This is a genomic window from Citrobacter sp. CK198 (assembly GCF_030333295.1).
In the GTDB taxonomy this organism is placed as follows: Bacteria; Pseudomonadota; Gammaproteobacteria; order Enterobacterales; family Enterobacteriaceae; genus Citrobacter_B; species Citrobacter_B koseri.
Genome location: NZ_JAOWGE010000023.1, coordinates 64,292 through 86,102 on the forward strand (window position 1 = coordinate 64,292; position 21,811 = coordinate 86,102).

The window sequence follows — 21,811 nt, forward strand, 5'->3', positions numbered from 1 at the left end:
GGGTGCTTAACGATCCCCGTTTTACTGCTGAAGTAGAGCTGACCATTCCGTTCCACGACGTCGATATGATGGGCGTCGCGTGGCACGGCAACTATTTCCGCTACTTCGAGATTGCCCGTGAGGCGCTGCTCAACCAGTTCGACTATGGCTACCGCCAGATGAAAGCGTCCGGCTACCTGTGGCCCGTGGTCGATACCCGCGTGAAGTACCGCAACGCGCTGACATTCGAACAACGCATTCGGGTGCGCGCCCGTCTTGAAGAGTACGAAAACCGCCTGCGCATCGGCTACGAAATTTTTGATGCGCAGACGGGAAAACGCGCCACGACGGGTTACACCATCCAGGTAGCGGTAGAAGAGAAAAGCCGCGAGATGTGCTTCGTCAGCCCGGATATTTTGTTTGAACGTATGGGAGTAACGCCATGAGATTCCTGCCGCTGCTGGCGCTGATCATCAGCCCGTTCGTGAGCGCTCTGACGCTCGACGATCTGCAACAGCGCTTTACCGAACAGCCGGTTGTCCGCGCCCACTTCGATCAAACCCGGACGATTAAGGATCTGCCGCAGCCGCTGCGATCCCAGGGCAGGATGCTGATCGCTCGCGACCAGGGGCTGCTGTGGGATCAAACCGCCCCGTTCCCGATGCAGCTGCTGCTGGACGACAAACGGATGGTGCAGGTGATCAACGGCCAGCCGCCGCAGGTCATCACCGCCGAAAACAACCCGCAGATGTTCCAGTTTAACCACCTGCTGCGCGCGCTGTTCCAGGCTGACCGCAGCGTGCTGGAGCAGAACTTCCGCGTTGATTTCGCCGATAAAGGCGAGGGGCGCTGGGCGCTGCGGCTGACGCCGATCACCACGCCGCTGGACAAGATTTTCGCCACGATTGACCTGGCCGGACAAACGTATCTGGAGTCAATCCAACTGAATGATAAACAAGGCGATCGCACGGATATCGCACTCACTCAACACCAACTGACGCCCGCTCAACTGACTGATGACGAACGCCAACGTTTTACCGCGCAATAACCGTAAAAGCCTCGCGCTGCTATGGGGTGTCGCCTGCCTGATTATGTTGGGCGCATTGCTGACGCTGCTGCCCCAGTCACGGCTGAACAGCAGCGTGCTGGCAATGCTGCCAAAACAGGCTTTAGGGGACATTCCGCCTGGCCTGAACGACGGTTTCATGCAGCGCCTCGACCAACAGTTGGTCTGGCTGGTAAGCCCGGGTAAACAGGCCGATCCGCAGGTGGCGCGCGACTGGCTCGCGCTGTTGCAAAAATCCCACGCGCTGGCGGACGTCAAAGGCCCGATGGACGCCGACAGCCAGCAGGCATGGGGCGCCTTTTTCTGGCAGCATCGCAACGGCCTGATCGATGAGGCCACCCGCGCTCGTCTGCAAAACGGCGGCGACGCGCAGGCGCAGTGGATTCTGTCTCAGCTGTATTCCGCCTTCTCCGGGGTGAGCGGTAAAGAGCTGCAAAACGATCCGCTGATGCTGATGCGCGGTTCGCAGCTGGCGATGGCGAAAAACGGCCAGCGTCTGCGGCTGATGGACGGCTGGCTGGTCACTCAGGATGAGCAGGGGCACTACTGGTATCTGCTGCACGGCGAGCTGGCCGGTTCGTCGTTTGATATGCAGCAAACGCACCAGCTCGTCACCACGCTCAGCGCGCTGGAAGGTGAACTAAAAACGCGTTATCCGCAGGCGCAGCTGCTGTCGCGCGGTACGGTTTTTTACAGTGATTACGCCAGCCAGCAGGCGAAACAGGATATCTCCACCCTTGGCGTGGCGACGGTTCTGGGCGTGATTCTGCTGATCGTGGCGGTCTTTCGCTCGCTTCGCCCGCTGCTGCTGTGCCTGATATCAATTGGCGTCGGCGCGCTGGCCGGAACCGTCGTCACCCTGCTGATTTTCGGCGAGCTGCACCTGATGACGCTGGTGATGAGCATGAGCATCATCGGTATTTCGGCCGACTATACGCTTTATTACCTGACCGAGCGCATGGTGCACGGCAACGACGCGTCGCCGTGGCAGAGCCTCGCCAAAGTGCGTAACGCCCTGCTGCTGGCGCTGCTGACCACCGTCGCGGCGTATCTGATCATGATGCTCGCCCCTTTCCCCGGCATTCGCCAGATGGCGGTATTTGCCGCCGTGGGATTAAGCGCCTCCTGCTTGACGGTCATTTTCTGGCATCCGTGGCTGTGTCGCGGGCTGCCTGTACGCCCCGTTCCGGCAATGGTGCTGATGTTGCGCTGGCTGGCCGCGTGGCGGCGCAATAAAAAACTGTCCATCGGCCTGCCCGTGGCGCTGGCGATCTTCTCGCTGGCGGGCATCGCAACGCTGCATGTGGATGACGATATTTCACAGCTACAGGCGCTGCCGCAGCAGATTCTGGCGCAGGAAAAAGCGATCACTGCCCTGACCGGGCAGAGCGTCGATCAGAAATGGTTTGTGGTTTACGGTCAGTCCGCACAGCAAACGCTGGAGCGGCTGGAAGCCTTTACCCCAGCGCTGGAACAGGCAAAGCGCAACGGGCTGCTCAGCGGCTATCGCACGCTTCCGATCAACTCGCTCACCCGTCAGCAGCAGGATCTGAAGCTACTGAAAAACGCCACTCCGGCGGTGAGCCGCACGCTACAGAATGCCGGGCTTTCCACGGTTAACCCGGATCTGAACGCCATGCCGGTAACGGTGGACGCCTGGCTTGCCAGCCCGGCCAGCGAAGGCTGGCGGCTGCTGTGGCTGACGCGGGAGAATGGCGAAAGCGGCGTGCTGGTGCCGGTAGACGGCGTGAAGCGGAGCGCCGCGCTGAACGCCCTCGCCACGCAATATTCCGGCGTGGCGTGGGTTGACCGAAAAAGCACCTTCGACACGCTGTTCGCCCTCTATCGCAATGTGCTGACGGGACTGCTGTTTGTGGCGCTGGCGGTCATTGCCTGCGGCGCGATGATCAGGCTTGGCTGGCGCAAAGGGCTGGTAAGCCTGGTGCCGTCAGTGCTGTCGCTGGGCTGCGGTCTGGCGGCGCTGACATTGAGCGGCCATGCGGTCAATCTGTTCTCGCTATTAGCGCTGGTGCTGGTGCTGGGGATTGGCATCAACTATACGCTGTTTTTCAGCAACCCACGCGGAACGCCGTTGACCTCGCTGCTGGCGATTACGCTGGCGATGATGACCACGCTGCTGACCCTCGGCATGCTGGTCTTTAGCGCCACCCAGGCCATCAGCAGTTTCGGTATCGTACTGGTCAGCGGGATTTTCACCGCATTTCTGTTATCGCCTCTGGCAATGCCCGGTAAAAAAGAGAAAAAAAGAAGATGATCAAACAAACAGCGCGCTGGTTGAGACACCTTTTGCCGGATGGCGGCTTTGCCTTATCCGGCCTACGCCAGCGCACAAACCGCAGGCCGGATAAGCGTAGTGCCATCCGGCAGTTTCTGCTGATGACCGCGGCGCTCATTCTGACCGGATGCAGCCACTCGCAGAAAGCGCCGGAAGGCCGCCCGCAGGCGTGGCTGGAACCCGGCGCGCGCGTCACGCTGCCTGCGCCGGGCATCTCTCCGGCGGTCAGTTCGCAACAACTGCTCACCGGCAGCTTTAACGGCAAAACCCAGTCGCTGCTGGTGATGCTCAATGCCGACGAGCAAAAAATCACCCTTGCCGGACTGTCGTCGGTTGGCATCCGCCTGTTCCTTGTCACCTATGATGAGAAAGGGTTGCACACCGAGCAGTCCATCGTGGTGCCGCAGTTGCCGCCCGCCAGCCAGGTTCTGGCCGACGTAATGCTCAGCCACTGGCCGATTAGCGCCTGGCAGCCGCCGTTGCCGACGGGCTGGACGCTCACCGACAACGGCGACAAACGCGAGCTGCGCAATGCCAGCGGTAAGCTGGTGACGGAAATTATCTATCTGAACCGCAAAGGCAAACGCGAGCCAATCAGCATTGAGCAGCATGTGTTCAAATACCACATCACCATTCAATATCTGGGTGACTGATATGATCTATATTTCTGCGATCGGTATGATCAACGCGCTGGGCAACGATACGGATGAGATCGCCACGAACCTGACGCGCGGCGTGGCGCCTGGCATGCGCCCTCGTTCCGGCTGGCTACAAGGGCATCCGCAGGCTGTGTTAGCCGGTGTTGACGGCGAACTGCCCGCCATCCCCGATGACTTTGCCGCTCACCGTTCGCGCAACAATCAGCTGCTGCTGGCCGCGCTCGCGCAGATCCAGCCCCGGGTGGATGAAGCCATCGCGCAGTATGGCCGCGATCGCGTCGCCGTGGTGCTCGGCACCAGCACCTCCGGCCTCGACGAGGGTGATACCCATGTCAACCTGACGCTAAACGGCCAGGAAAGCCTCTCCTGGCAGTACCCGCAGCAGGAGCTGGGCGATCCGTCGCGCTTTCTCAGCCACTGGCTGGCGCTTGATGGCCCGGCGTTCACCCTTTCCACCGCCTGTTCCTCCAGCGCCAGAGCGATCATCAGCGGACGCCGACTGATCGAAGCTGGTCTGGCGGACGTGGCGATTGTCGGCGGCGCGGACACCTTAAGCCGGATGCCGATTAACGGCTTCCACAGCCTGGAGTCGCTCTCTCCAACGCGATGCCTGCCGTTCGGCCGGGATCGCAGCGGCATTACCATCGGCGAAGGGGCCGCGCTAATGCTATTAACCTGCGAACCGCAGCCTGTCGCGCTGCTGGGCGTCGGCGAGTCCAGCGACGCGTACCATATTTCCGCGCCGCATCCGCAAGGTGAAGGCGCGATTCGCGCGATTACCCAGGCGCTCAATGACGCAGGCATCACGCCGACGCAGGTGGGTTATATCAACCTGCACGGCACCGCCACGCCGCTCAACGACCAGATCGAATCGAAAGTCGTGAGTGAACTGTTTGGCGAGAACGTGCCCTGTAGCTCCACCAAACATCTGACCGGGCACACACTGGGCGCAGCGGGAATCACCGAAGCCGCCCTCAGCATGTTGATTCTGCAACGCGACTTGCCGCTGCCGCCGCAGGATTTCAGCGATTCTCCGCGTGACCCGGCGTTGCCGCGCTGCGGCATCATCGAACAACCGCGCGCGCTTGAACGCCCGGTGATCTTATCTAACTCGTTCGCCTTTGGCGGCAACAACGCCAGCATTCTGCTCGGGAGGGTTTCATGAGTCGCTATTTATCACCCGGCGAGTATCTGCCGCATGACGCCCCCATGTTGCTGCTCGAAGACGTCGAGTGCGTCACGGACGAGTCCGCCGCCTGCCGCGTCACCGTGGCGCCAGGCGGCGTGCTGGCCCCGTTTCTTGACCCGCAGGGCAATCTGCCCGGCTGGTTCGCGCTGGAACTGATGGCGCAAACCGTCGGCGTCTGGTCAGGCTGGCATCGTCATCAACAGGGTCAGAGCGTCATCTCTTTGGGCATGGTGCTCGGCGCGCGTGAACTCGTCTGCGCCGCAGGCGCCCTCCCCGCCGGGGAAACGCTGACCATCAGGGCCACATTACTCATGCAGGATGAGCGTTTCGGCAGCTTTGAATGCACAATCGACGTGGGGGATGACACGCTGGCGACAGGCCGCGTAAATACGTTCCAGCCCACGCAGGAAGAACTCACCACGCTATTTCAACAGGGAGCTGCAACATGAGTCGTTCCGTTCTGGTTACCGGGGCCAGCAAAGGCATCGGTCGCGCCATCGCCCGTCAACTGGCGGCTGACGGCTTTGTTGTCGGGGTTCACTATCACCGTGACGCACAGGGCGCGCAAGAAACGCTGGATGCCATTCTCGCCGTCGGCGGCGCAGGCCGTCTGCTCAGTTTTGACGTCGCCAGTCGCGAGCAATGCCGCGAGGTGCTGGAGCAGGATATCGACGCGCATGGCCCGTGGTATGGCGTAGTCAGCAACGCCGGGATCACCCGCGACGCCGCCTTTCCGGCGCTGAGCGACGACGACTGGGATGCCGTGATCCACACCAATCTCGACAGCTTTTACAATGTGATTCAGCCGTGCATCATGCCGATGATTAGCGCACGTCAGGGTGGACGGATCATTACCCTGTCATCCGTTTCCGGCGTGATGGGCAACCGTGGCCAGGTTAACTACAGCGCCGCAAAAGCGGGCATTATCGGTGCGACAAAAGCGCTGGCGATTGAGCTGGCAAAACGTAAAATCACCGTCAACTGCATCGCGCCGGGGCTGATTGACACCGGCATGATCGCAATGGAAGAGGCCGCGCTGAAAGAGGCGATGTCCATCATCCCAATGAAACGTATGGGCCAGGCAGATGAAGTGGCAGGGCTGGCCAGTTATTTAATGTCGGATATTGCGGGTTACGTTACCCGCCAGGTCATATCCATCAATGGAGGGATGTTATGACGCGTCGCGTTGTGATTACAGGCATGGGCGGCGTCACCGCGTTTGGCGAGAACTGGCAGGACGTTTCCACCAGACTGAACGCTTACGAAAACGCCGTGCGCCAGATGCCGGAATGGCAGGTTTATGACGGACTGCATACGCTGCTTGGCGCGCCAGTCGATGATTTCACCCTACCGGCACACTATACCCGCAAGCGTATTCGGGCGATGGGCCGCGTGTCGCTCATGTCCACCCGCGCCACCGAACTGGCGCTGGAACAGGCAGGGCTTATCGACGATGCGGTGCTGACCAACGGCGAAACCGGAATTGCCTATGGTTCTTCTACCGGCAGTACCGGCCCGGTGAGCGAATTCGCCACCATGCTGACGGAAAAACACACCAACAACATCACCGGCACCACTTACGTGCAGATGATGCCGCACACCACCGCCGTCAACACCGGGCTGTTCTTTGGCCTGCGGGGCCGCGTGATCCCGACATCCAGCGCCTGCACCTCCGGCAGTCAGGCGATTGGTTATGCCTGGGAAGCGATTCGTCACGGCTACCAGACGGTGATGGTCGCCGGCGGCGCAGAAGAGTTATGCCCGTCTGAAGCGGCGGTTTTTGACACGCTGTTTGCCACCAGCCAGCGCAATGACGAACCGAAAACGACGCCTTCGCCGTTCGATGAAAAGCGCGATGGGCTGGTGATTGGCGAAGGCGCAGGAACGCTGATTCTCGAAGAGCTGGAACATGCCAAAGCCCGAGGGGCGACCATTTACGGCGAAATCATCGGCTTTGCCACTAACTGCGACGCCGCGCATATCACCCAGCCACAGCGTGAAACCATGCAGATTTGCATGGAACAATCGCTGAAAATAGCAGGCTTAAGCGCACGGGATATAGGGTACATTTCTGCCCACGGCACGGCGACCGATCGGGGCGATATCGCAGAAAGTCAGGCAACGGCCGCAATTTATAGCGATAATGTGCCGATCTCCTCGCTAAAAAGCTACTTTGGGCATACCCTTGGCGCCTGCGGGGCACTGGAAGCCTGGATGAGTCTGCAAATGATGCGTGAAGGTTGGTTTGCACCTACGCTAAACTTGAGTCAGCCGGATACCCAATGCGGCGCGCTGGATTACATCATGGGTGAAGCCCGCAAGATTGATTGTGAATTTTTGCAAAGCAACAACTTTGCGTTTGGCGGCATCAATACTTCTATCATTATTAAACGTTGGCCCTGATATGTACCGGATTGTTCTGGGAAAAGTTTCGACACTGAGCACAGGCGCGCTGCCGTCGCCACTGTACGCACAGGCGCCGCAGGGCGCTCGCCGCGCGCGCTGGCTGGCCGGTCGCGTGCTGCTTTCCCATGCCCTTTCGCCATTGCCGGAGATTGTGTATGGCGAACAGGGAAAACCTGCTTTTTCTCCTGACACCCGGCTCTGGTTTAACCTGAGTCATAGCGGGGACGATATCGCCCTGCTGCTGAGCGACGAGGGCGAAGTCGGCTGCGACATTGAAGTGATCCGCCCGCGAGATAACTGGCGGTCGCTGGCCAACGCGGTGTTCAGCCTTGGCGAACATGCGGAAGTGGAAGCCGAACATCCCGAACAACAGCTGACGGCGTTCTGGCGCATCTGGACGCGCAAAGAGGCTATCGTAAAACAGCGCGGCGGCAGCGCCTGGCAAATCGTCAGCGTGGACAGCACGCTCAACTCGGCGTTGTCGGTCAGCCAGTGCCAGCTCGATACCCTGAGTCTGGCGGTCTGCACGCCGACACCGTTCACGCTGACCGCTGATTGCGTGCAGCGCCTGGAATCCATCGCGTAAATTTGTTGCGGAAAAGGGGCGCACCCGGTGTCCCTTCCGCCGCCGCTACCATATGATTTTCGTATACCTTCCCCCTTTGACCGCCCAACTATTGATCCAGAACACGTCAAAAGTATGATGAATCTTTAGAATCGTCATACTCATTTAGTCGTACCTCTTTTTAATCGGGGCCACCATTTTGTCCAGACTACGCCGCACACTTTTTGCGCTGCTGGCCTGTGCGTCATTCCTCGCGCATGCCGCCGCACCTGACGAGATCACCACCGCATGGCCGGTAAACGTAGGGCCGCTAAACCCGCACCTTTATACGCCTAACCAGATGTTCGCCCAGAGCATGGTGTATGAACCGCTGGTGAAGTATCAGGCGGATGGTTCAGTAAAACCCTGGCTGGCAAAAAGCTGGACCCACTCGGCAGATGGCAAAACCTGGGTGTTTACGCTGCGCGATGACGTAACCTTCTCTAACGGCGAAGCATTTAACGCCCAGGCCGCAGCAGAGAACTTCCGCGCGGTGCTTGATAACCGCCAGCGCCATGCCTGGCTGGAGCTGACGAACCAAATCACCGACGTCAAAGCGCTGAGTAAAACCGAACTGCAAATCACCCTGAAAAGCGCCTATTATCCTTTCCTGCAAGAACTCGCCCTGCCGCGCCCTTTCCGCTTTATCGCCCCGTCCCAGTTTAAAAACAACGAAACGATGAACGGCATTAAAGCGCCTGTCGGAACCGGGCCGTGGGTTCTGAAAGCGTCGAAGCTCAACCAGTACGACGTGCTGGTACGCAATGACCACTACTGGGGCGAAAAACCTGCGATCCGCCAGATAACGATTAAAGTAATCCCGGACCCGACGACCCGCGCGGTGGCCTTTGAGACCGGCGACATTGACCTGCTGTATGGCAATGAAGGACTGCTGCCGCTCGATACCTTCGCCCGTTTCAGCCAGACGCCGGAATACCGTACCCAGCTTTCCGCGCCGGTTGAGACCGTCATGCTGGCGCTGAACTCCGCCAAAGCGCCAACCAACGAGCTGGCGGTGCGTGAAGCGCTGAACTATGCGGTAAATAAAAAATCGCTGATCGATAATGCCCTGTACGGCACCCAGCAGATCGCCGATACGCTGTTTGCCCCCTCCGTGCCTTACGCCGACATTGGCCTGAAACCACGCCAGTACGATCCCCAACAGGCTAACGCGCTGCTGGAAAAAGCGGGCTGGACATTGCCTGCCGGGAAAACCATTCGTGAAAAAGCCGGTCAGCCGCTGCACGTTGAGCTGGCCTATATCGGCACCGACGCGCTGAGCAAATCAATGGCGGAAATCATCCAGGCCGATATGCGCAAAGTGGGCGTCGATGTGTCGCTGATAGGCGAGGAAGAGAGCAGTATTTATGCCCGTATGCGCGATGGCCGTTTCGGGATGATTTTCTCCCGCACCTGGGGCGCGCCGTACGATCCGCATGCGTTTATGAGCTCGATGCGCGTACCGTCCCACGCCGATTATCAGGCGCAGCTTGGGCTGCCGGACAAAGCGCAAATTGATAAAGAAATTGGCGAGGTGCTCACCACCACCGATGAGGCGCAGCGTAAGTCTCTGTATCGCGACATCCTGACGCGTCTGCATAACGATGCGGTGTATCTGCCCATCAGCTATATGTCGATGATGGTGGTGGCGAAACCCGAGCTGGGGAAAATTCCTTATGCGCCCATCACCTCCGAGATCCCATTTGAACAGATCAACCCGGTGAAACCCTGATGCTGCGTTATATTGTGCGGCGCATTTTGCTGCTGATCCCGATGATTTTCGCCGCGTCGGTGATTATCTTTTTGATGCTGCGCATGGGCACCGGCGACCCGGCGCTCGACTATCTGCGGCTCTCTAACTTACCGCCAACGCCAGAGATGGTCGCCTCCACGCGGGTTATGCTGGGGTTGGATCAACCGCTGGTCGTACAGTACGGCTCCTGGCTGTGGAAAGCGCTGCATCTGGATTTTGGCATCTCTTTCGCTACTCAGCGCCCGGTGCTGGAGGACGTACTGAACTTTCTGCCCGCCACGCTACAGCTGGCGGGTGCGGCGCTGGTGCTGATCCTGCTCACGTCTGTACCGCTGGGGATCTGGGCGGCGCGCCATCGTGACCGTCTGCCGGACTTCATCGTGCGGCTGATCGCGTTTCTCGGCGTATCAATGCCCAACTTCTGGCTCGCCTTCCTGCTGGTGATGTTCTTCTCGGTGTATTTAAAGTGGCTACCGGCAATGGGCTACGGCGGCTGGCAGCACATCATTCTGCCTGCGGTGTCGATTGCGTTTATGTCGCTGGCGATTAACGCCCGCCTGCTGCGCGCCAGCATGCTGGAAGTCGCCGGTCAGCGCCACGTCACATGGGCGCGTCTGCGCGGCCTGAACGCGAAACAAACCGAGCGCCGCCATATTCTGCGTAACGCGTCGCTACCCATGATTACCGCCGTCGGGATGCACATTGGCGAACTGATTGGCGGCACGATGATTATCGAAAACATCTTCGCCTGGCCGGGCGTCGGGCGCTATGCGGTGTCAGCCATTTTTAACCGCGACTACCCGGTCATTCAGTGCTTTACGCTCATTATGGTGGTGGTTTTCGTGGTCTGTAACCTGATTGTTGACCTGCTGAACGCCGCGCTGGACCCGCGCATTCGTCGCCATGAAGGAGCGCATTCGTGAATTTTTTTCTCTCTGCACGCTGGCCGGTGCGCCTGGCGCTCCTCATTATCGCTTTGCTGGCGATCATCGCGCTCACCAGCCAGTGGTGGTTGCCGTACGATCCGCAGGCGATTGATTTACCGTCACGTTTACTGTCGCCGGACAGCCAGCACTGGCTGGGCACCGACCATCTGGGACGCGATATTTTCTCCCGCCTGCTGGCGGCAACCCGCGTCTCGCTCGGTTCCGTAATCGCCTGTTTGTTGCTGGTGTTAGCGCTGGGGCTGATCGTCGGCGGCAGCGCCGGACTGATGGGCGGTCGCGTCGATCAGTTCACCATGCGCGTCGCGGATATCTTTATGACGTTCCCGACCTCCATCCTCTCTTTTTTCCTCGTGGGCGTGTTGGGGACGGGGTTGACCAACGTCATCATCGCAATCGCCCTGTCGCACTGGGCCTGGTATGCGCGGATGGTGCGCAGCCTGGTGATCTCCCTGCGCCAGCGTGAATTTGTGCTCGCCTCGCGCCTTTCCGGCGCCGGGCATGTGCGCGTGTTTATCGACCATCTGGCCGGGGCGGTGATCCCCTCCCTGCTCGTGCTGGCGACGCTGGATATCGGCCATATGATGCTGCACGTCGCCGGGATGTCGTTCCTCGGCCTCGGCGTCACTGCGCCAACGCCGGAATGGGGCGTAATGATTAACGATGCGCGCCAGTATATCTGGACTCAGCCGCTACAGATGTTCTGGCCGGGACTGGCGCTGTTTATCAGCGTGATGGCCTTTAACATGGTGGGTGACGCCCTGCGCGATCACCTCGACCCTCATCTGGTGACGGAGCATGCCCACTGATGCCACAACAAATTGAATTACAAAACATTGTGTTGCAAGCAGACAGACCGTTGGTGCACGGCGTGTCGTTAGCGCTCAGGCGTGGGCGCGTACTGGCGCTGGTGGGCGGCAGCGGCAGCGGTAAATCGCTGACCTGCGCGGCGGCGCTGGGCATCCTGCCCGCAGGCGTGCGTCAGACAGCGGGCGCCATTCTGGCCGATGGTCAGCCGATTTCCCCCTGCAAGCTGCGTGGAATTAAGGTCGCGACCATCATGCAGAACCCGCGCAGCGCCTTTAATCCGCTGCACACGATGGCGGCCCACGCAAAAGAAACCTGCCTGGCGTCAGGTAAACCGGCGGATGACGCCACGCTTATCGCGGCACTGGAGGCGGTAGGTCTGGAAAATGCCGCGCGGGTACTGAAGCTTTACCCGTTCGAGATGAGCGGCGGCATGCTGCAACGCATGATGATTGCGATGGCGCTGCTGTGTGACGCGCCGTTCATCATCGCGGACGAACCAACAACCGACCTGGACGTGGTCGCCCAGGCACGAATCCTCGATCTCCTGGAAAGCATTATGCGCAGCCGCGCGCCCGGTATGCTGCTGGTCACTCATGATATGGGCGTCGTCGCGCGACTGGCGGACGATGTGGCAGTAATGGACAACGGCAAGATCGTAGAACTGGGTGACGTTGAAACGTTATTCCGCACCCCGCAGCATAGCGTGACGCGTAATCTGGTTTCGGCGCATCTCGCGCTGTACGGTATGGAGTTAGCCTCATGACGTTACTGACGGTAAGCGGTATTTCCCATCAATACGCGCACGCTAACCTCAGCGGCAAACATCAGCATCACACGGTGCTGAAAGAGGTGTCATTAAGCCTGAAAAGCGGCGAAACCGTGGCGTTATTGGGGCGTAGCGGCTGCGGGAAAAGCACGCTTGCCCGCCTGCTGGTCGGGCTGGAATCGCCGACGCAGGGCCGCGTCTGCTGGCAGGACGAGCCACTCTCCACGCTTAACCGGGCCAGACAAAAAGCGTTTCGCCGTGATATCCAGATGGTGTTTCAGGACTCAATCAGCGCGGTAAACCCGCGTAAAACCGTACGCGAGATCCTGCGTGAACCGATGCGCCATTTGCTGTCGCTTTCCAGAGCCGAGCAAATCGCGCGCGCCAGCGAGATGCTGCGGGCGGTGGATCTGGACGACACGCTTCTGGATAAACGTCCGCCACAGCTGAGCGGCGGGCAATTACAGCGCGTCTGCCTGGCGCGGGCGCTGGCGGTCGAACCCAAATTACTGATTCTGGATGAAGCGGTCTCCAACCTCGATCTGGTATTGCAGGCGGGCGTCATTCGTCTGCTCAAAAAGCTGCAACAGCAGTTCGGCACCGCCTGTCTGTTTATCACCCACGATTTACGTCTGGTGGAACGTTTTTGCCACCGGGTAATGGTGATGGATGAAGGGCAGATTGTTGAGACGCGAACCGTAGGTGACACATTAACCTTTTCCTCTGACGCCGGGCGTGTGTTACAAAATGCGGTACTTCCCGCATTTCCCGTGCGCCGTCGCGCAACAGAAAAGGTTTAATTCAGATGCAACGTGTCACTATTACTCTCGATGACGATTTACTCGAAACGCTGGATAGCCTGAGCCAGCGTCGGGGTTACAACAACCGCTCCGAAGCGATTCGTGACATTCTGCGCGGCGCGCTGGCGCAGGAGGCCACGCAGGAGCACGGCACCCAGGGTTTCGCGGTGCTCTCGTATGTTTATGAGCATGAGAAACGCGATTTAGCCAGCCGCATCGTTTCCACTCAGCATCATCACCATGATTTGTCGGTGGCGACGCTGCATGTACACATTAATCACGACGACTGTCTGGAGATCGCCGTACTGAAAGGCGATATGGGCGACGTTCAGCATTTTGCCGATGACGTCATCGCCCAGCGCGGCGTGCGCCACGGTCATTTGCAGTGTTTGCCGAAGGAAGAGTGATTGCCTGTTTCGTTGCCGGGGGCGCTTCGCTTGCCCGGCCTACGTCCGTTTCCGTTGGTAGTTCACAGGCCGGATAAGGCGCAGCCGCCATCCGGCAATAATGTTTACGCCATCGTGCCAATCGTCTTTCTGAAACGCAGTAGCGCTATCAGGAAGAAAGCGCTGCCGATCGCCAGCAGAGTCAGAAACTGCGGCCAGACGATGCCAAACCCGGCGCCGCGATAAAGTATCGCCTGCGCGAGGCTGACAAAGTGAGTGGTCGGCATCGTCAGCATGATGTCCTGCACCATCTGCGGCATACTTTCACGCGGCGTGGAACCGCCGGAGAGCATCTGCAACGGCAGCAGCACCAGAATCATCAGCAGCCCCAGTTGCGGCATTGAACGCGCCAGGGTGCCCATAAAAATCCCGATAGACGTGGTGGCGAACAGGCTTAACGCGACCCCCAGCATAAACAGCGGAATGGAGCCCTCAATCGGCACGCCGAGTGCCCCCTTCACCATCAGCATCAGCGACAGCCCGGAAACCACCAGCACCACCAGCCCCATCGACCAGACCTTCGCCATCATGATCTCAAACGGGGTGATCGGCATCACCAGCAGGTGTTCAATTGTCCCGTGCTCCCGCTCGCGGATCAGCGCCGAGCCGGTCAGCACAATCGCCAGCATGGTGATGTTATTAATAATCGCCATTACGCCGCCGAACCATGCCGGGTCCAGATTCGGGTTGAAGCGCATCCGGGTTTCCAGTGAGACCAGCGGCTCGCTATTGTCGCGGTAACGCGCCACAAAGCTGTTCACCTCGCCGCTGATGATGTTCTGGATATAGCTGTTGCCGGTAAACGCCTGACTCATGCGCGTCGCATCGACGTTCACCTGAATATCCGGCTGCCGCCCCGCCAGCACATCCCGTTGGAAATTGGGCGGAATATTGACAGCAAAGGTGTAACGTCCGGCATCCAGTCCGGCGTCCATCTCATCGGCGGTGATCATCTCCGGCGGCAGGAACCACGGGCGATAGAAGCTGTTCACAATGCGATTCGACAGCTGAGACTGGTCCATATCGGCAATCGCGATTGGCGCAAGGTGCAGCGAGCCCGGCAGAACGGTGGCGGAGGAGTACACCGAAATCGTAAAGGCAAAAACAATCAGCGTCAGCATTGCCTTATCCCCCAGCAGGCTGCGTAACTCTTTGATGCCGAGGTTATAAATATTGCGTAATCGGCGCATCACCCCTCCTGTTTTTTCAGCAGCAATACGCTCAGGCCAATCACCAGCGGAATGGCGATCGCCAACGGCACGAACAGCGGCCAGAGATCCATCAGATCCAGCGCTTTCGAGAACGTACCGCGCGCGATCGTCAGAAAATGGCTGGTCGGGTAGATCTCGCCGATCCATCTCCCCGGCCCTTCCAGCGACGCCACCGGGTCGATCATCCCGGAGAACTGGGTCGCCGGGATCAGCGTAATGATCGAGGTGCCGAAAATCGCGGCGATCTGGCTTTTCATAAACGTCGAAATCAGCAGCCCCATCCCGGTGGCGATGGTGACGTAAAGCAGCGCCGCCAGGGTGAGCGTCAGGAAGCTGCCCTTATGCGGCACGCCAAAAACAAACACCGACAGCGCACAGAGCAACAGGAAGTTCAGCATCCCCAGCGCGATGTACGGCAACTGTTTACCGAGTAAAAATTCGCTGCGGGTGGTCGGCGTCACATACAAGTTGATAATCGATCCCAGCTCTTTTTCACGCACCACGCTCAGGGCGCTGAGCATCGACGGGATCATCATCAACAGCAGCGGAATCACCGCCGGCACAATCGCTGGCAGGCTTTTCACATCCGGGTTGTAGCGATAGCGCGTTTCAATGGTCATCAGCCCGCCCTGGCTGCTGGCATTCGGCTGACGGCTCGCCACATCCTGTAGCCAGCTCTGGTGCATCGCCTGTACGTATCCCCTCACCGTTTCCGCACGACTGGGCATTGCGCCATCCACCCACACGCCAATCTGCACCGGCGTGCCGCGGGCGATATCCCGTCCAAAATTGGGCGGAAGTTCTATCGCGACCGCCACCTCGCCCGAGCGCATACGCCGGTCAAGATCGTCATAGCTGGTGAGCGGCGACTGCTCGATAAAATAGCGAGACCCCGCCAGGTTCAACGACCAGGCCTGGCTGCTGACGGTCCGATCGCGATCGAGCACGGCAAAGCGCAGGTTTTCCACATCCATGCTAATACCGTAGCCCATGATCAGCATCAAAATGACCGTCCCCAGCAAGGCCAGCGTTGACCGCACCGGATCGCGGCGCAGCTCCAGCGCTTCACGACGGCTGTAGCTAAACAGGCGTCGCAGACTAAAGCCCTGGCGCGGCGGTTTACTCGTTTTATGTACGTCTGGCGCGTCCGCTGGCGGCAGCGGTGATACTGGCGCTGGCCCTGCGGCTTCCTGTAACCAGGAGATAAACGCCTCTTCAAGACTGGCTGTGCCCCGCCGCTCTACCAGTTCCTGCGGCGTGCCGCTGGCAAGCACCTTTCCGGCGTGCATCAGCGACATGCGGTCACAGCGTTCCGCTTCGTTCATAAAGTGGGTGGAGATAAAAATGGTCACCTTATCCTGGCGCGACAGATCCACCATCAACTGCCAGAACATATCCCTGGCGACCGGGTCCACGCCGGAGGTCGGCTCATCCAGAATCAGCATTTCCGGGCGATGGATCACCGCCACCGCCAGCGACAAGCGCTGGCGAATACCGAGCGGCAGCGCCTCCGGCAGCATATCTTCGACGTCAGAGAGCATAAAACGCTCGCTCATCTGCGCTACGCGCTGCGGAATCTCTGCGTCCGGGATGTGGAACAGGCGGGCATGTAGCTCCAGGTTTTGCCGCACGGTCAGCTCGCTGTAGAGTGAAAACGCCTGCGACATGTAACCCACCCGGCGGCGGGTTTCGATATCCTTCGGGTCAACCGCTTGCCCGAACAGCCAGGCTTCCCCTTCGCTGGCAGGCAGCAGCCCGGTGAGCATTTTCATGGTGGTGGACTTGCCGCAGCCGTTCGATCCCAGAAAACCAAAAATCTCTCCGCGCGGGATGCGGAAATTGACGTGATCGACGGCGACGAAATTGCCAAACCGCATGGTCAGATCTTTCGCCTCAATGGCGATCTCTTCCTGCGTCGCATCATAAGGCGGGATAACAACGGGTTTGTGCGCCTGGCGCTGCGCCTCTGGCAACAGGGCGATAAACGCCTGCTCCAGCGTGGCGCTGCCGGTTTTGTCCCGCAGTTCTTGCGCACTACCCGTCGCCATCACTTCACCTGCGTTCATCGCCACCAGCCAGTCGAAACGCTCGGCTTCTTCCATATAGGCCGTGGCGACCAGCACGCTCATGTTAGTCTGCCGCTGACGAATGCTGTCGATCAACGCCCAGAACTGGGCGCGGGAAAGCGGGTCAACCCCGGTGGTAGGCTCGTCAAGAATCAGCAGTTCCGGGTCATGGATCAGCGCGCAGCACAGCCCCAGTTTTTGTTTCATGCCGCCCGAGAGCTTCCCCGCCGGGCGATCGCGAAACGGCGCCAGCCCGGTGCTGTTCAGCAGATCGGTAATTCGCGCTTCACGCTCCGCTTTATCATGCCCGAAGAGACGCGCGAAGAAATCGACGTTCTCATACACCGACAGCGTATGGTAGAGGTTCTTTCCCAGCCCCTGCGGCATCCAGGCTATCCGTGGGCAGACATCGCGGCGGTGCGTCGCGTCGCGCATGTCGCCGCCCAGCACCCGCACATTGCCCTGCTCGATAACGCGCGCGCCGGAGATAAGCGACAGCAGGCTCGACTTACCGACGCCATCCGGGCCAATCAGCCCCACCATACAGCGAGCGGGGATATCCAGCGTGATGTTGTTCAGCGCCACCGTTGCCCCGTAATGCTGACTCACGCCGTCAAGGTGCGCCACGGGAGGAACGGGAAGACGCGCCAGGTTCGTCATTGCGGCAGCCTCACCGCCAGATCGTCAGGCCAGGGGCGCTGTTCATCCAGCCGCACCCATGCCATACCCGGCAAACCGGTTTTAACGTATTCCAGATGCTGCTGTAACAGCGCTGGCGGGATACGCGCCTTCACGCGGAACATCAGCTTCAGCCGTTCATCGCTGGTTTCGACGGTTTTCGGCGTGAACTGCGCGACGCTGGCGACAAAACTGATGGTAGCCGGAATGCGCAGGCTGGGCGCGGCATCCAGCACCAGGCGCGCTTCTCCGCCAATTTTCAGCAGGCCGGCCTGCTCGGTCGGCAGGAAGAAGGTCATGTAGACATCGCTGAGATCGACCATATTCAGCACCCGGCCGCCCGCAGACAGCACCTCTCCCGGTTCGGCAACGCGGTACTGGACGCGGCCATCTCGCGGCGCTTTTAATTCACTGTCATCGATGTCCGCCACAATGCGTCGCTCGGTAGCCTGCGCCGCGTCTACGCGGGTCTGCGCCTGAATAATGCTGGTGCGGGCCGCTTCAATCGCCGCTTTCGTCGCAGAGACCTGGGCTTTGGCGGATTCCAGCGCGGCGCGAGCGCTTTCGGCAGCGGCGCGATCGTCATCCAGCTGTTGAGCGGAAACCGCACCGCGCTGCGACAGCGAGCGGGAACGCACATGACGTTTGGAGACCGAATCCAGCTCGGCTTCACGCTGCTTCACCACCGACTGGGCGGCGCGCGTTTCGCTCTGGCGTTGCTCCAGCAGGGCGCGCGCGGCGGCAACCGCGCTTTCAGCCTCTTTGATTTGCGCGATGGCTTCCAGCCGCTGTTCCTGCAACACGCGGGTGTCCATCTTCGCCAGCACCTCGCCCTGGCGCACAAACTGCCCTTCCGACACCAGAATGGTGTCAATTCGACCGGCGATTTTGGTGGCAATATCGACTTCTGTTGCCTCAATTCTGCCGTTGCTGGCGGCAAAGCCATCCGGTACGCCAGCAGGACGTAGCATCCACCACGCTACGGCTGCTATTGCCACCAGGATGCCAACACTCCACCACACCAGATGACGCTTTATTTTGTCCATATCCGACCCGCCGTGATCCCTGTTAGCCAACAATGCGTGTCACAACACCCCCGAACACATGTTCAGCGGGATATTCCATCCGGGATAAGAAGGAAAAAAAGAAAATGGCCAGACGGCATGCAGGCGTCAGCGCGGCGCTCGCCGTAAAGGAAAGTGAATGACGGAAATGCTCGAAAAACGGGTACTAATGTTGTCATCATCAGCGTTCCTGGCCGTAAATGAAACACGCATACTCATATGTACTATCAATGAAATACTAACACCAATACCCGTGATGTCTATTCACTTCATTCTTTAATGGGTTTCGCTGGCTTTTATTGGCAGAGAGACAATGTGGTATATCAACCGTTGATAAACCATCTAAATTATAAACATTGTGAATGGTTAACATTCTCTATACTGGCGGCTCATTTTATCGATCTCGTTATGGCGAGGCTCCTGCACAAATATAAGTTACCGCCCTGCTGGTATCGAGAGAGACCACTCAGGGAAATACAGGCATCCATCGAATCAAGGTGTTGCCAAGGTAACTTCTGACGATATCACTATCGGGCAGATACGTTGTGCAGTGCTAAAACCAGGACGTAGGGATCTGCCTGTGCTCATCCTGTCTTGTTCGCCCCTATGAGAGCTTTTTATAGGGAATTACATCAATGTCATCCATCCACGTTTGCAACGCACATCACCCGGCTCCGGCTTTTGACGGCGATGCTATCGCGCAATATATGCGTACCGATTTTATTACGCTGCCGGATCATCTCAGCGTTCATGAGGCGCGTGAATTCTTTGTGTCGCAACTCACCTCAGATGATATTCCCGGCCAGGTGTTTGTGGTTGCGGAAAAACAGCTGCGCGGGGTTTTATCCATCAAGAAACTTTTGCAGGCAAGCGACACGGCGCAATCTATCCGCGCCTTAATGGACAGTTGCCTGTTTCGCGTCAAACCCGACGACGAACGTCCACACATCATTGCCGAGCTGACCGAACGCCAGCTCGATCTGGTGCCGGTCGTCGATAAAGGCGAGCTGGTCGGCTGCCTGATGGAAAAAGAGATTGCCCATCTTCTGGAAGATGACGTCACTGAAGACGTGCAGCGCCAGGGGGCGACGCTGCCGCTGGAGAAACCGTATCTGGACATCAGCCCGTGGACGCTGTGGAAGAAACGTTCTGTGTGGCTGCTGTTGCTGTTTGTAGCGGAAGCCTATACCAGTAGCGTACTGCAACATTTCGAAGAGGCGCTGGAGTCAGCGATTGCGCTGGCCTTCTTCATTCCCCTGCTGATTGGCACCGGCGGCAACAGCGGCACGCAAATAACCTCTACGCTGGTGCGCGCAATGGCACTGGGCGAAGTGCGACTGCGCGACATGGGGCGGGTCATTCGCAAAGAGGCATCGACCTCGCTGCTGATCGCCATAACGCTGGGCCTGGCGGGTTGTCTGCGCGCCTGGATGATGGGTATCGGCGTGGAAATCACGCTGATCGTCAGCCTGACGCTGGTATGCATTACGCTGTGGAGCGCGGTGGTGTCATCGGTGATCCCGATGGTGCTCAAGCGCATCGGCATCGACCCTGCGGTGGTCTCCGCGCCGTTTATCGCCACGCTGATCGACGGCACCGGACTGATTATCTACTTTAAAATCGCCCAGTATTTTCTTGGCCTGAACTGACAATTTCGCCCGACCGCTCTCTGGTCGGGCAAACCCGTTATCCTTCGCTCAGCGCCTGCGCGCATGCCCACGCGCTCGACCAGGCCCACTGGAAGTTATAGCCCCCCAGCCAACCGGTGACATCCATCACCTCGCCGATAAAATAAAGCCCCGGCACTTTTCGGGCCTCCATCGTGCGCGAAGAAAGTTCATCGGTGTTCACGCCGCCAAGCGTCACTTCCGCCGTGCGATAGCCTTCCGTACCGTTAGGCTGTACGCGCCATTCGGTCAGCGTTTCAATCAGCGCCTGCTGCTCGCGTGCGTTCAACTGTTTCAGGGAAACATCCGGGATCTGCCCAAGCTGCTGTAAACATTCCACCAGGCGCTTCGGCAACTGCATCGCCAGCGTATTTTTCAGGCTTTGATTCGGGTGCGCGCAACGTTGTTCATTGAGGAAATCATCAGGATCGACCTCCGGCAGCAAATTGATGCTGACAAATTCGCCGGGCTGCCAGAAACTCGAAATCTGTAAAACCGCCGGGCCTGACAGCCCACGGTGGGTAAAGAGCAGATTTTCACGGAATACCGTACCGTCCTGCGCCGCGATCACCGCAGGCACCGAAACGCCGGATAACACCTGAAGCTGCTCCAGCAGCGGTTTATGCAACGTGAAGGGCACCAGCCCGGCGCGGGTCGGCAGGACATCCAGACCAAACTGTTCAGCAATTTTATAACCCAACGGCGACGCGCCCAGACCCGGCATGGAGAGACCGCCCGTGGCGATCACCACTTTTTTCGCCGCGACCGTCATGCCGTTCAGTTCCAGGGTAAACCCTTCGTCATCACGCGCAATGCTGAGTACTTCGCTGCGCAGACGCATCGTCACGTTGCCCTTTGCGCATTCCGCCACCAGCATATCGACAATTTGCTGCGCAGAGTCGTCGCAGAACAGCTGGCCGAGCGTCTTTTCATGCCAGGCGATGCCGTGTTTGCCCACCAGATCGATAAAGTCCCACTGGGTGTAACGCGCCAGCGCCGATTTGCAGAAATGGGGGTTCTGGCTCAGATAGGCAGCAGGTTCGACATACAGATTCGTGAAGTTGCAGCGCCCGCCGCCGGACATCAGGATCTTACGCCCCGGTTTTTTACCATTATCGATGAGCAGCACGCGGCGCCCCGCCTGACCGGCCTGCGCCGCACAGAACATACCCGCCGCGCCAGCGCCTATAATAACGGCATCAAACCTTTCCACTTTGCGATCCTCTCTGAAAACAGGGCGTGAATTGTAAAGATTCCTCAGTGGTCGCACCAGCGCCAAAATCGATGGATATGAGTATTTAATTGAATTCTATAAGATAATTCTTTAGTGGCATGACATTAAGCAGGCGTTATATCAAAAAAAGTCTATATTTCACTTTGCCCGCGCCGCGAAAGTCACTGATAATG

General features: G+C 58.9%; 20 protein-coding genes and 1 riboswitch. Of the genes, 16 read left to right on the plus strand and 4 right to left on the minus strand.

From position 1 onward, the window contains the following. The first annotated feature begins 2 nt into the window (after positions 1-2). The 15 genes from OGY62_RS02825 (at position 3) to nikR (ending at position 13,679) form a co-directional block, all read left to right on the plus strand. Positions 3-425, plus strand: a complete 423-nt coding sequence (locus OGY62_RS02825; RefSeq protein ID WP_012135602.1) for an acyl-CoA thioesterase — start codon at positions 3-5, stop codon at positions 423-425. Continuing rightward, complete coding sequence (locus OGY62_RS02830; protein WP_047460500.1) at positions 422-1,027, plus strand: LolA family protein; 606 nt, start codon at positions 422-424, stop codon at positions 1,025-1,027. The genes OGY62_RS02825 and OGY62_RS02830 overlap by 4 nt, the downstream gene beginning before the upstream one ends. Further along, a complete protein-coding gene (locus tag OGY62_RS02835; protein ID WP_286459032.1) occupies positions 996-3,320 on the plus strand; it encodes an MMPL family transporter in 2,325 nt (774 codons plus the stop codon). The genes OGY62_RS02830 and OGY62_RS02835 overlap by 32 nt, the downstream gene beginning before the upstream one ends. Positions 3,321-3,442: 122 nt before the next feature. Beyond that, on the plus strand, positions 3,443-3,994 hold the full coding sequence (locus tag OGY62_RS02840; RefSeq protein ID WP_286459166.1) for a DUF3261 domain-containing protein: 552 nt from the start codon (positions 3,443-3,445) through the stop codon (positions 3,992-3,994). Position 3,995: 1 nt separating this feature from the next. Further along, positions 3,996-5,165, plus strand: a complete 1,170-nt coding sequence (locus OGY62_RS02845) for a beta-ketoacyl-[acyl-carrier-protein] synthase family protein (RefSeq protein WP_286459034.1) — start codon at positions 3,996-3,998, stop codon at positions 5,163-5,165. Further along, positions 5,162-5,638, plus strand: a complete 477-nt coding sequence (locus OGY62_RS02850; protein ID WP_286459035.1) for a hotdog family protein — start codon at positions 5,162-5,164, stop codon at positions 5,636-5,638. The genes OGY62_RS02845 and OGY62_RS02850 overlap by 4 nt, the downstream gene beginning before the upstream one ends. Continuing rightward, positions 5,635-6,366, plus strand: coding sequence for a 3-ketoacyl-ACP reductase FabG2 (locus tag OGY62_RS02855; protein WP_012135608.1), 732 nt, complete (start codon positions 5,635-5,637; stop codon positions 6,364-6,366). Before OGY62_RS02850 ends, OGY62_RS02855 begins: the two co-directional genes overlap by 4 nt. Continuing rightward, positions 6,363-7,592: a beta-ketoacyl-ACP synthase gene (locus tag OGY62_RS02860; RefSeq protein WP_047460483.1), complete on the plus strand. Its 1,230-nt coding sequence runs from the start codon at positions 6,363-6,365 to the stop codon at positions 7,590-7,592. Before OGY62_RS02855 ends, OGY62_RS02860 begins: the two co-directional genes overlap by 4 nt. A gap of 1 nt (position 7,593) precedes the next feature. After that, on the plus strand, positions 7,594-8,181 hold the full coding sequence (gene acpT / locus OGY62_RS02865) for a 4'-phosphopantetheinyl transferase AcpT (RefSeq protein ID WP_012135610.1): 588 nt from the start codon (positions 7,594-7,596) through the stop codon (positions 8,179-8,181). Between the two features lie 175 nt (positions 8,182-8,356). Further along, a complete protein-coding gene (gene nikA, locus OGY62_RS02870; RefSeq protein WP_286459167.1) occupies positions 8,357-9,931 on the plus strand; it encodes a nickel ABC transporter substrate-binding protein in 1,575 nt (524 codons plus the stop codon). Beyond that, the gene (gene nikB / locus OGY62_RS02875; protein ID WP_012135612.1) at positions 9,931-10,875 is read left to right on the plus strand and encodes a nickel ABC transporter permease subunit NikB; all 945 of its coding nucleotides are present in this window, start codon (positions 9,931-9,933) and stop codon (positions 10,873-10,875) included. The genes nikA and nikB overlap by 1 nt, the downstream gene beginning before the upstream one ends. Beyond that, positions 10,872-11,705 (plus strand): nickel ABC transporter permease subunit NikC, encoded by an 834-nt coding sequence (gene nikC / locus OGY62_RS02880; RefSeq protein WP_012135613.1) that lies wholly within the window; start codon positions 10,872-10,874, stop codon positions 11,703-11,705. Before nikB ends, nikC begins: the two co-directional genes overlap by 4 nt. Further along, entirely contained in the window at positions 11,705-12,469 is a 765-nt protein-coding gene (gene nikD / locus OGY62_RS02885) for a nickel import ATP-binding protein NikD (protein ID WP_012135614.1), read from the plus strand. The genes nikC and nikD overlap by 1 nt, the downstream gene beginning before the upstream one ends. Next, positions 12,466-13,272: a nickel import ATP-binding protein NikE gene (gene nikE / locus OGY62_RS02890; protein WP_012135615.1), complete on the plus strand. Its 807-nt coding sequence runs from the start codon at positions 12,466-12,468 to the stop codon at positions 13,270-13,272. The genes nikD and nikE overlap by 4 nt, the downstream gene beginning before the upstream one ends. Before the next feature lie 5 nt (positions 13,273-13,277). Then, the gene (gene nikR, locus OGY62_RS02895) at positions 13,278-13,679 is read left to right on the plus strand and encodes a nickel-responsive transcriptional regulator NikR (protein WP_012135616.1); all 402 of its coding nucleotides are present in this window, start codon (positions 13,278-13,280) and stop codon (positions 13,677-13,679) included. A gap of 104 nt (positions 13,680-13,783) precedes the next feature. Here nikR and OGY62_RS02900 read toward each other — a convergent pair whose 3' ends face one another. Genes OGY62_RS02900 through OGY62_RS02910 form a run of 3 tightly spaced genes read right to left on the minus strand, consistent with a single transcriptional unit; the run spans position 13,784 to position 18,719 of the window. Next, positions 13,784-14,908 (minus strand): ABC transporter permease, encoded by a 1,125-nt coding sequence (locus tag OGY62_RS02900; protein WP_049011518.1) that lies wholly within the window; start codon positions 14,906-14,908, stop codon positions 13,784-13,786. Beyond that, entirely contained in the window at positions 14,908-17,655 is a 2,748-nt protein-coding gene (rbbA, locus tag OGY62_RS02905; protein ID WP_286459039.1) for a ribosome-associated ATPase/putative transporter RbbA, read from the minus strand. The genes OGY62_RS02900 and rbbA overlap by 1 nt, the downstream gene beginning before the upstream one ends. Further along, the gene (locus OGY62_RS02910) at positions 17,652-18,719 is read right to left on the minus strand and encodes an HlyD family secretion protein (RefSeq protein WP_012135621.1); all 1,068 of its coding nucleotides are present in this window, start codon (positions 18,717-18,719) and stop codon (positions 17,652-17,654) included. Before OGY62_RS02910 ends, rbbA begins: the two co-directional genes overlap by 4 nt. 413 nt (positions 18,720-19,132) lie before the next feature. Beyond that, positions 19,133-19,316, plus strand: a riboswitch (M-box (ykoK) riboswitch). Positions 19,317-19,372: 56 nt separating this feature from the next. Here OGY62_RS02910 and OGY62_RS02915 point away from each other — a divergent pair. Then, on the plus strand, positions 19,373-20,386 hold the full coding sequence (locus OGY62_RS02915) for a magnesium transporter (protein WP_049011520.1): 1,014 nt from the start codon (positions 19,373-19,375) through the stop codon (positions 20,384-20,386). A gap of 37 nt (positions 20,387-20,423) precedes the next feature. On the opposite strand, the gene OGY62_RS02920 is transcribed toward OGY62_RS02915, so the two are convergent. Further along, a complete protein-coding gene (locus OGY62_RS02920; RefSeq protein WP_047460455.1) occupies positions 20,424-21,617 on the minus strand; it encodes a BaiN/RdsA family NAD(P)/FAD-dependent oxidoreductase in 1,194 nt (397 codons plus the stop codon). Between the last annotated feature and the right edge of the window lie 194 nt (positions 21,618-21,811).

Excerpts from the sequence above, each read along its gene's own strand:
- OGY62_RS02840 (WP_286459166.1), top strand. The coding sequence starts at position 3,443 with ATGACCGCGGCGCTCATTCTGACCGGATGCAGCCACTCGCAGAAAGCG.
- OGY62_RS02835 (WP_286459032.1), top strand. The coding sequence starts at position 996 with ATGACGAACGCCAACGTTTTACCGCGCAATAACCGTAAAAGCCTCGCG.
- OGY62_RS02900 (WP_049011518.1), bottom strand. The coding sequence starts at position 14,908 with ATGCGCCGATTACGCAATATTTATAACCTCGGCATCAAAGAGTTACGC.
- OGY62_RS02855 (WP_012135608.1), top strand. The coding sequence starts at position 5,635 with ATGAGTCGTTCCGTTCTGGTTACCGGGGCCAGCAAAGGCATCGGTCGC.
- nikE (WP_012135615.1), top strand. The coding sequence starts at position 12,466 with ATGACGTTACTGACGGTAAGCGGTATTTCCCATCAATACGCGCACGCT.
- OGY62_RS02830 (WP_047460500.1), top strand. The coding sequence starts at position 422 with ATGAGATTCCTGCCGCTGCTGGCGCTGATCATCAGCCCGTTCGTGAGC.
- nikB (WP_012135612.1), top strand. The coding sequence starts at position 9,931 with ATGCTGCGTTATATTGTGCGGCGCATTTTGCTGCTGATCCCGATGATT.
- OGY62_RS02915 (WP_049011520.1), top strand. The coding sequence starts at position 19,373 with ATGTCATCCATCCACGTTTGCAACGCACATCACCCGGCTCCGGCTTTT.
- acpT (WP_012135610.1), top strand. The coding sequence starts at position 7,594 with ATGTACCGGATTGTTCTGGGAAAAGTTTCGACACTGAGCACAGGCGCG.
- OGY62_RS02910 (WP_012135621.1), bottom strand. The coding sequence starts at position 18,719 with ATGGACAAAATAAAGCGTCATCTGGTGTGGTGGAGTGTTGGCATCCTG.
- nikR (WP_012135616.1), top strand. The coding sequence starts at position 13,278 with ATGCAACGTGTCACTATTACTCTCGATGACGATTTACTCGAAACGCTG.
- OGY62_RS02850 (WP_286459035.1), top strand. The coding sequence starts at position 5,162 with ATGAGTCGCTATTTATCACCCGGCGAGTATCTGCCGCATGACGCCCCC.
- OGY62_RS02860 (WP_047460483.1), top strand. The coding sequence starts at position 6,363 with ATGACGCGTCGCGTTGTGATTACAGGCATGGGCGGCGTCACCGCGTTT.
- OGY62_RS02845 (WP_286459034.1), top strand. The coding sequence starts at position 3,996 with ATGATCTATATTTCTGCGATCGGTATGATCAACGCGCTGGGCAACGAT.
- rbbA (WP_286459039.1), bottom strand. The coding sequence starts at position 17,655 with ATGACGAACCTGGCGCGTCTTCCCGTTCCTCCCGTGGCGCACCTTGAC.
- nikD (WP_012135614.1), top strand. The coding sequence starts at position 11,705 with ATGCCACAACAAATTGAATTACAAAACATTGTGTTGCAAGCAGACAGA.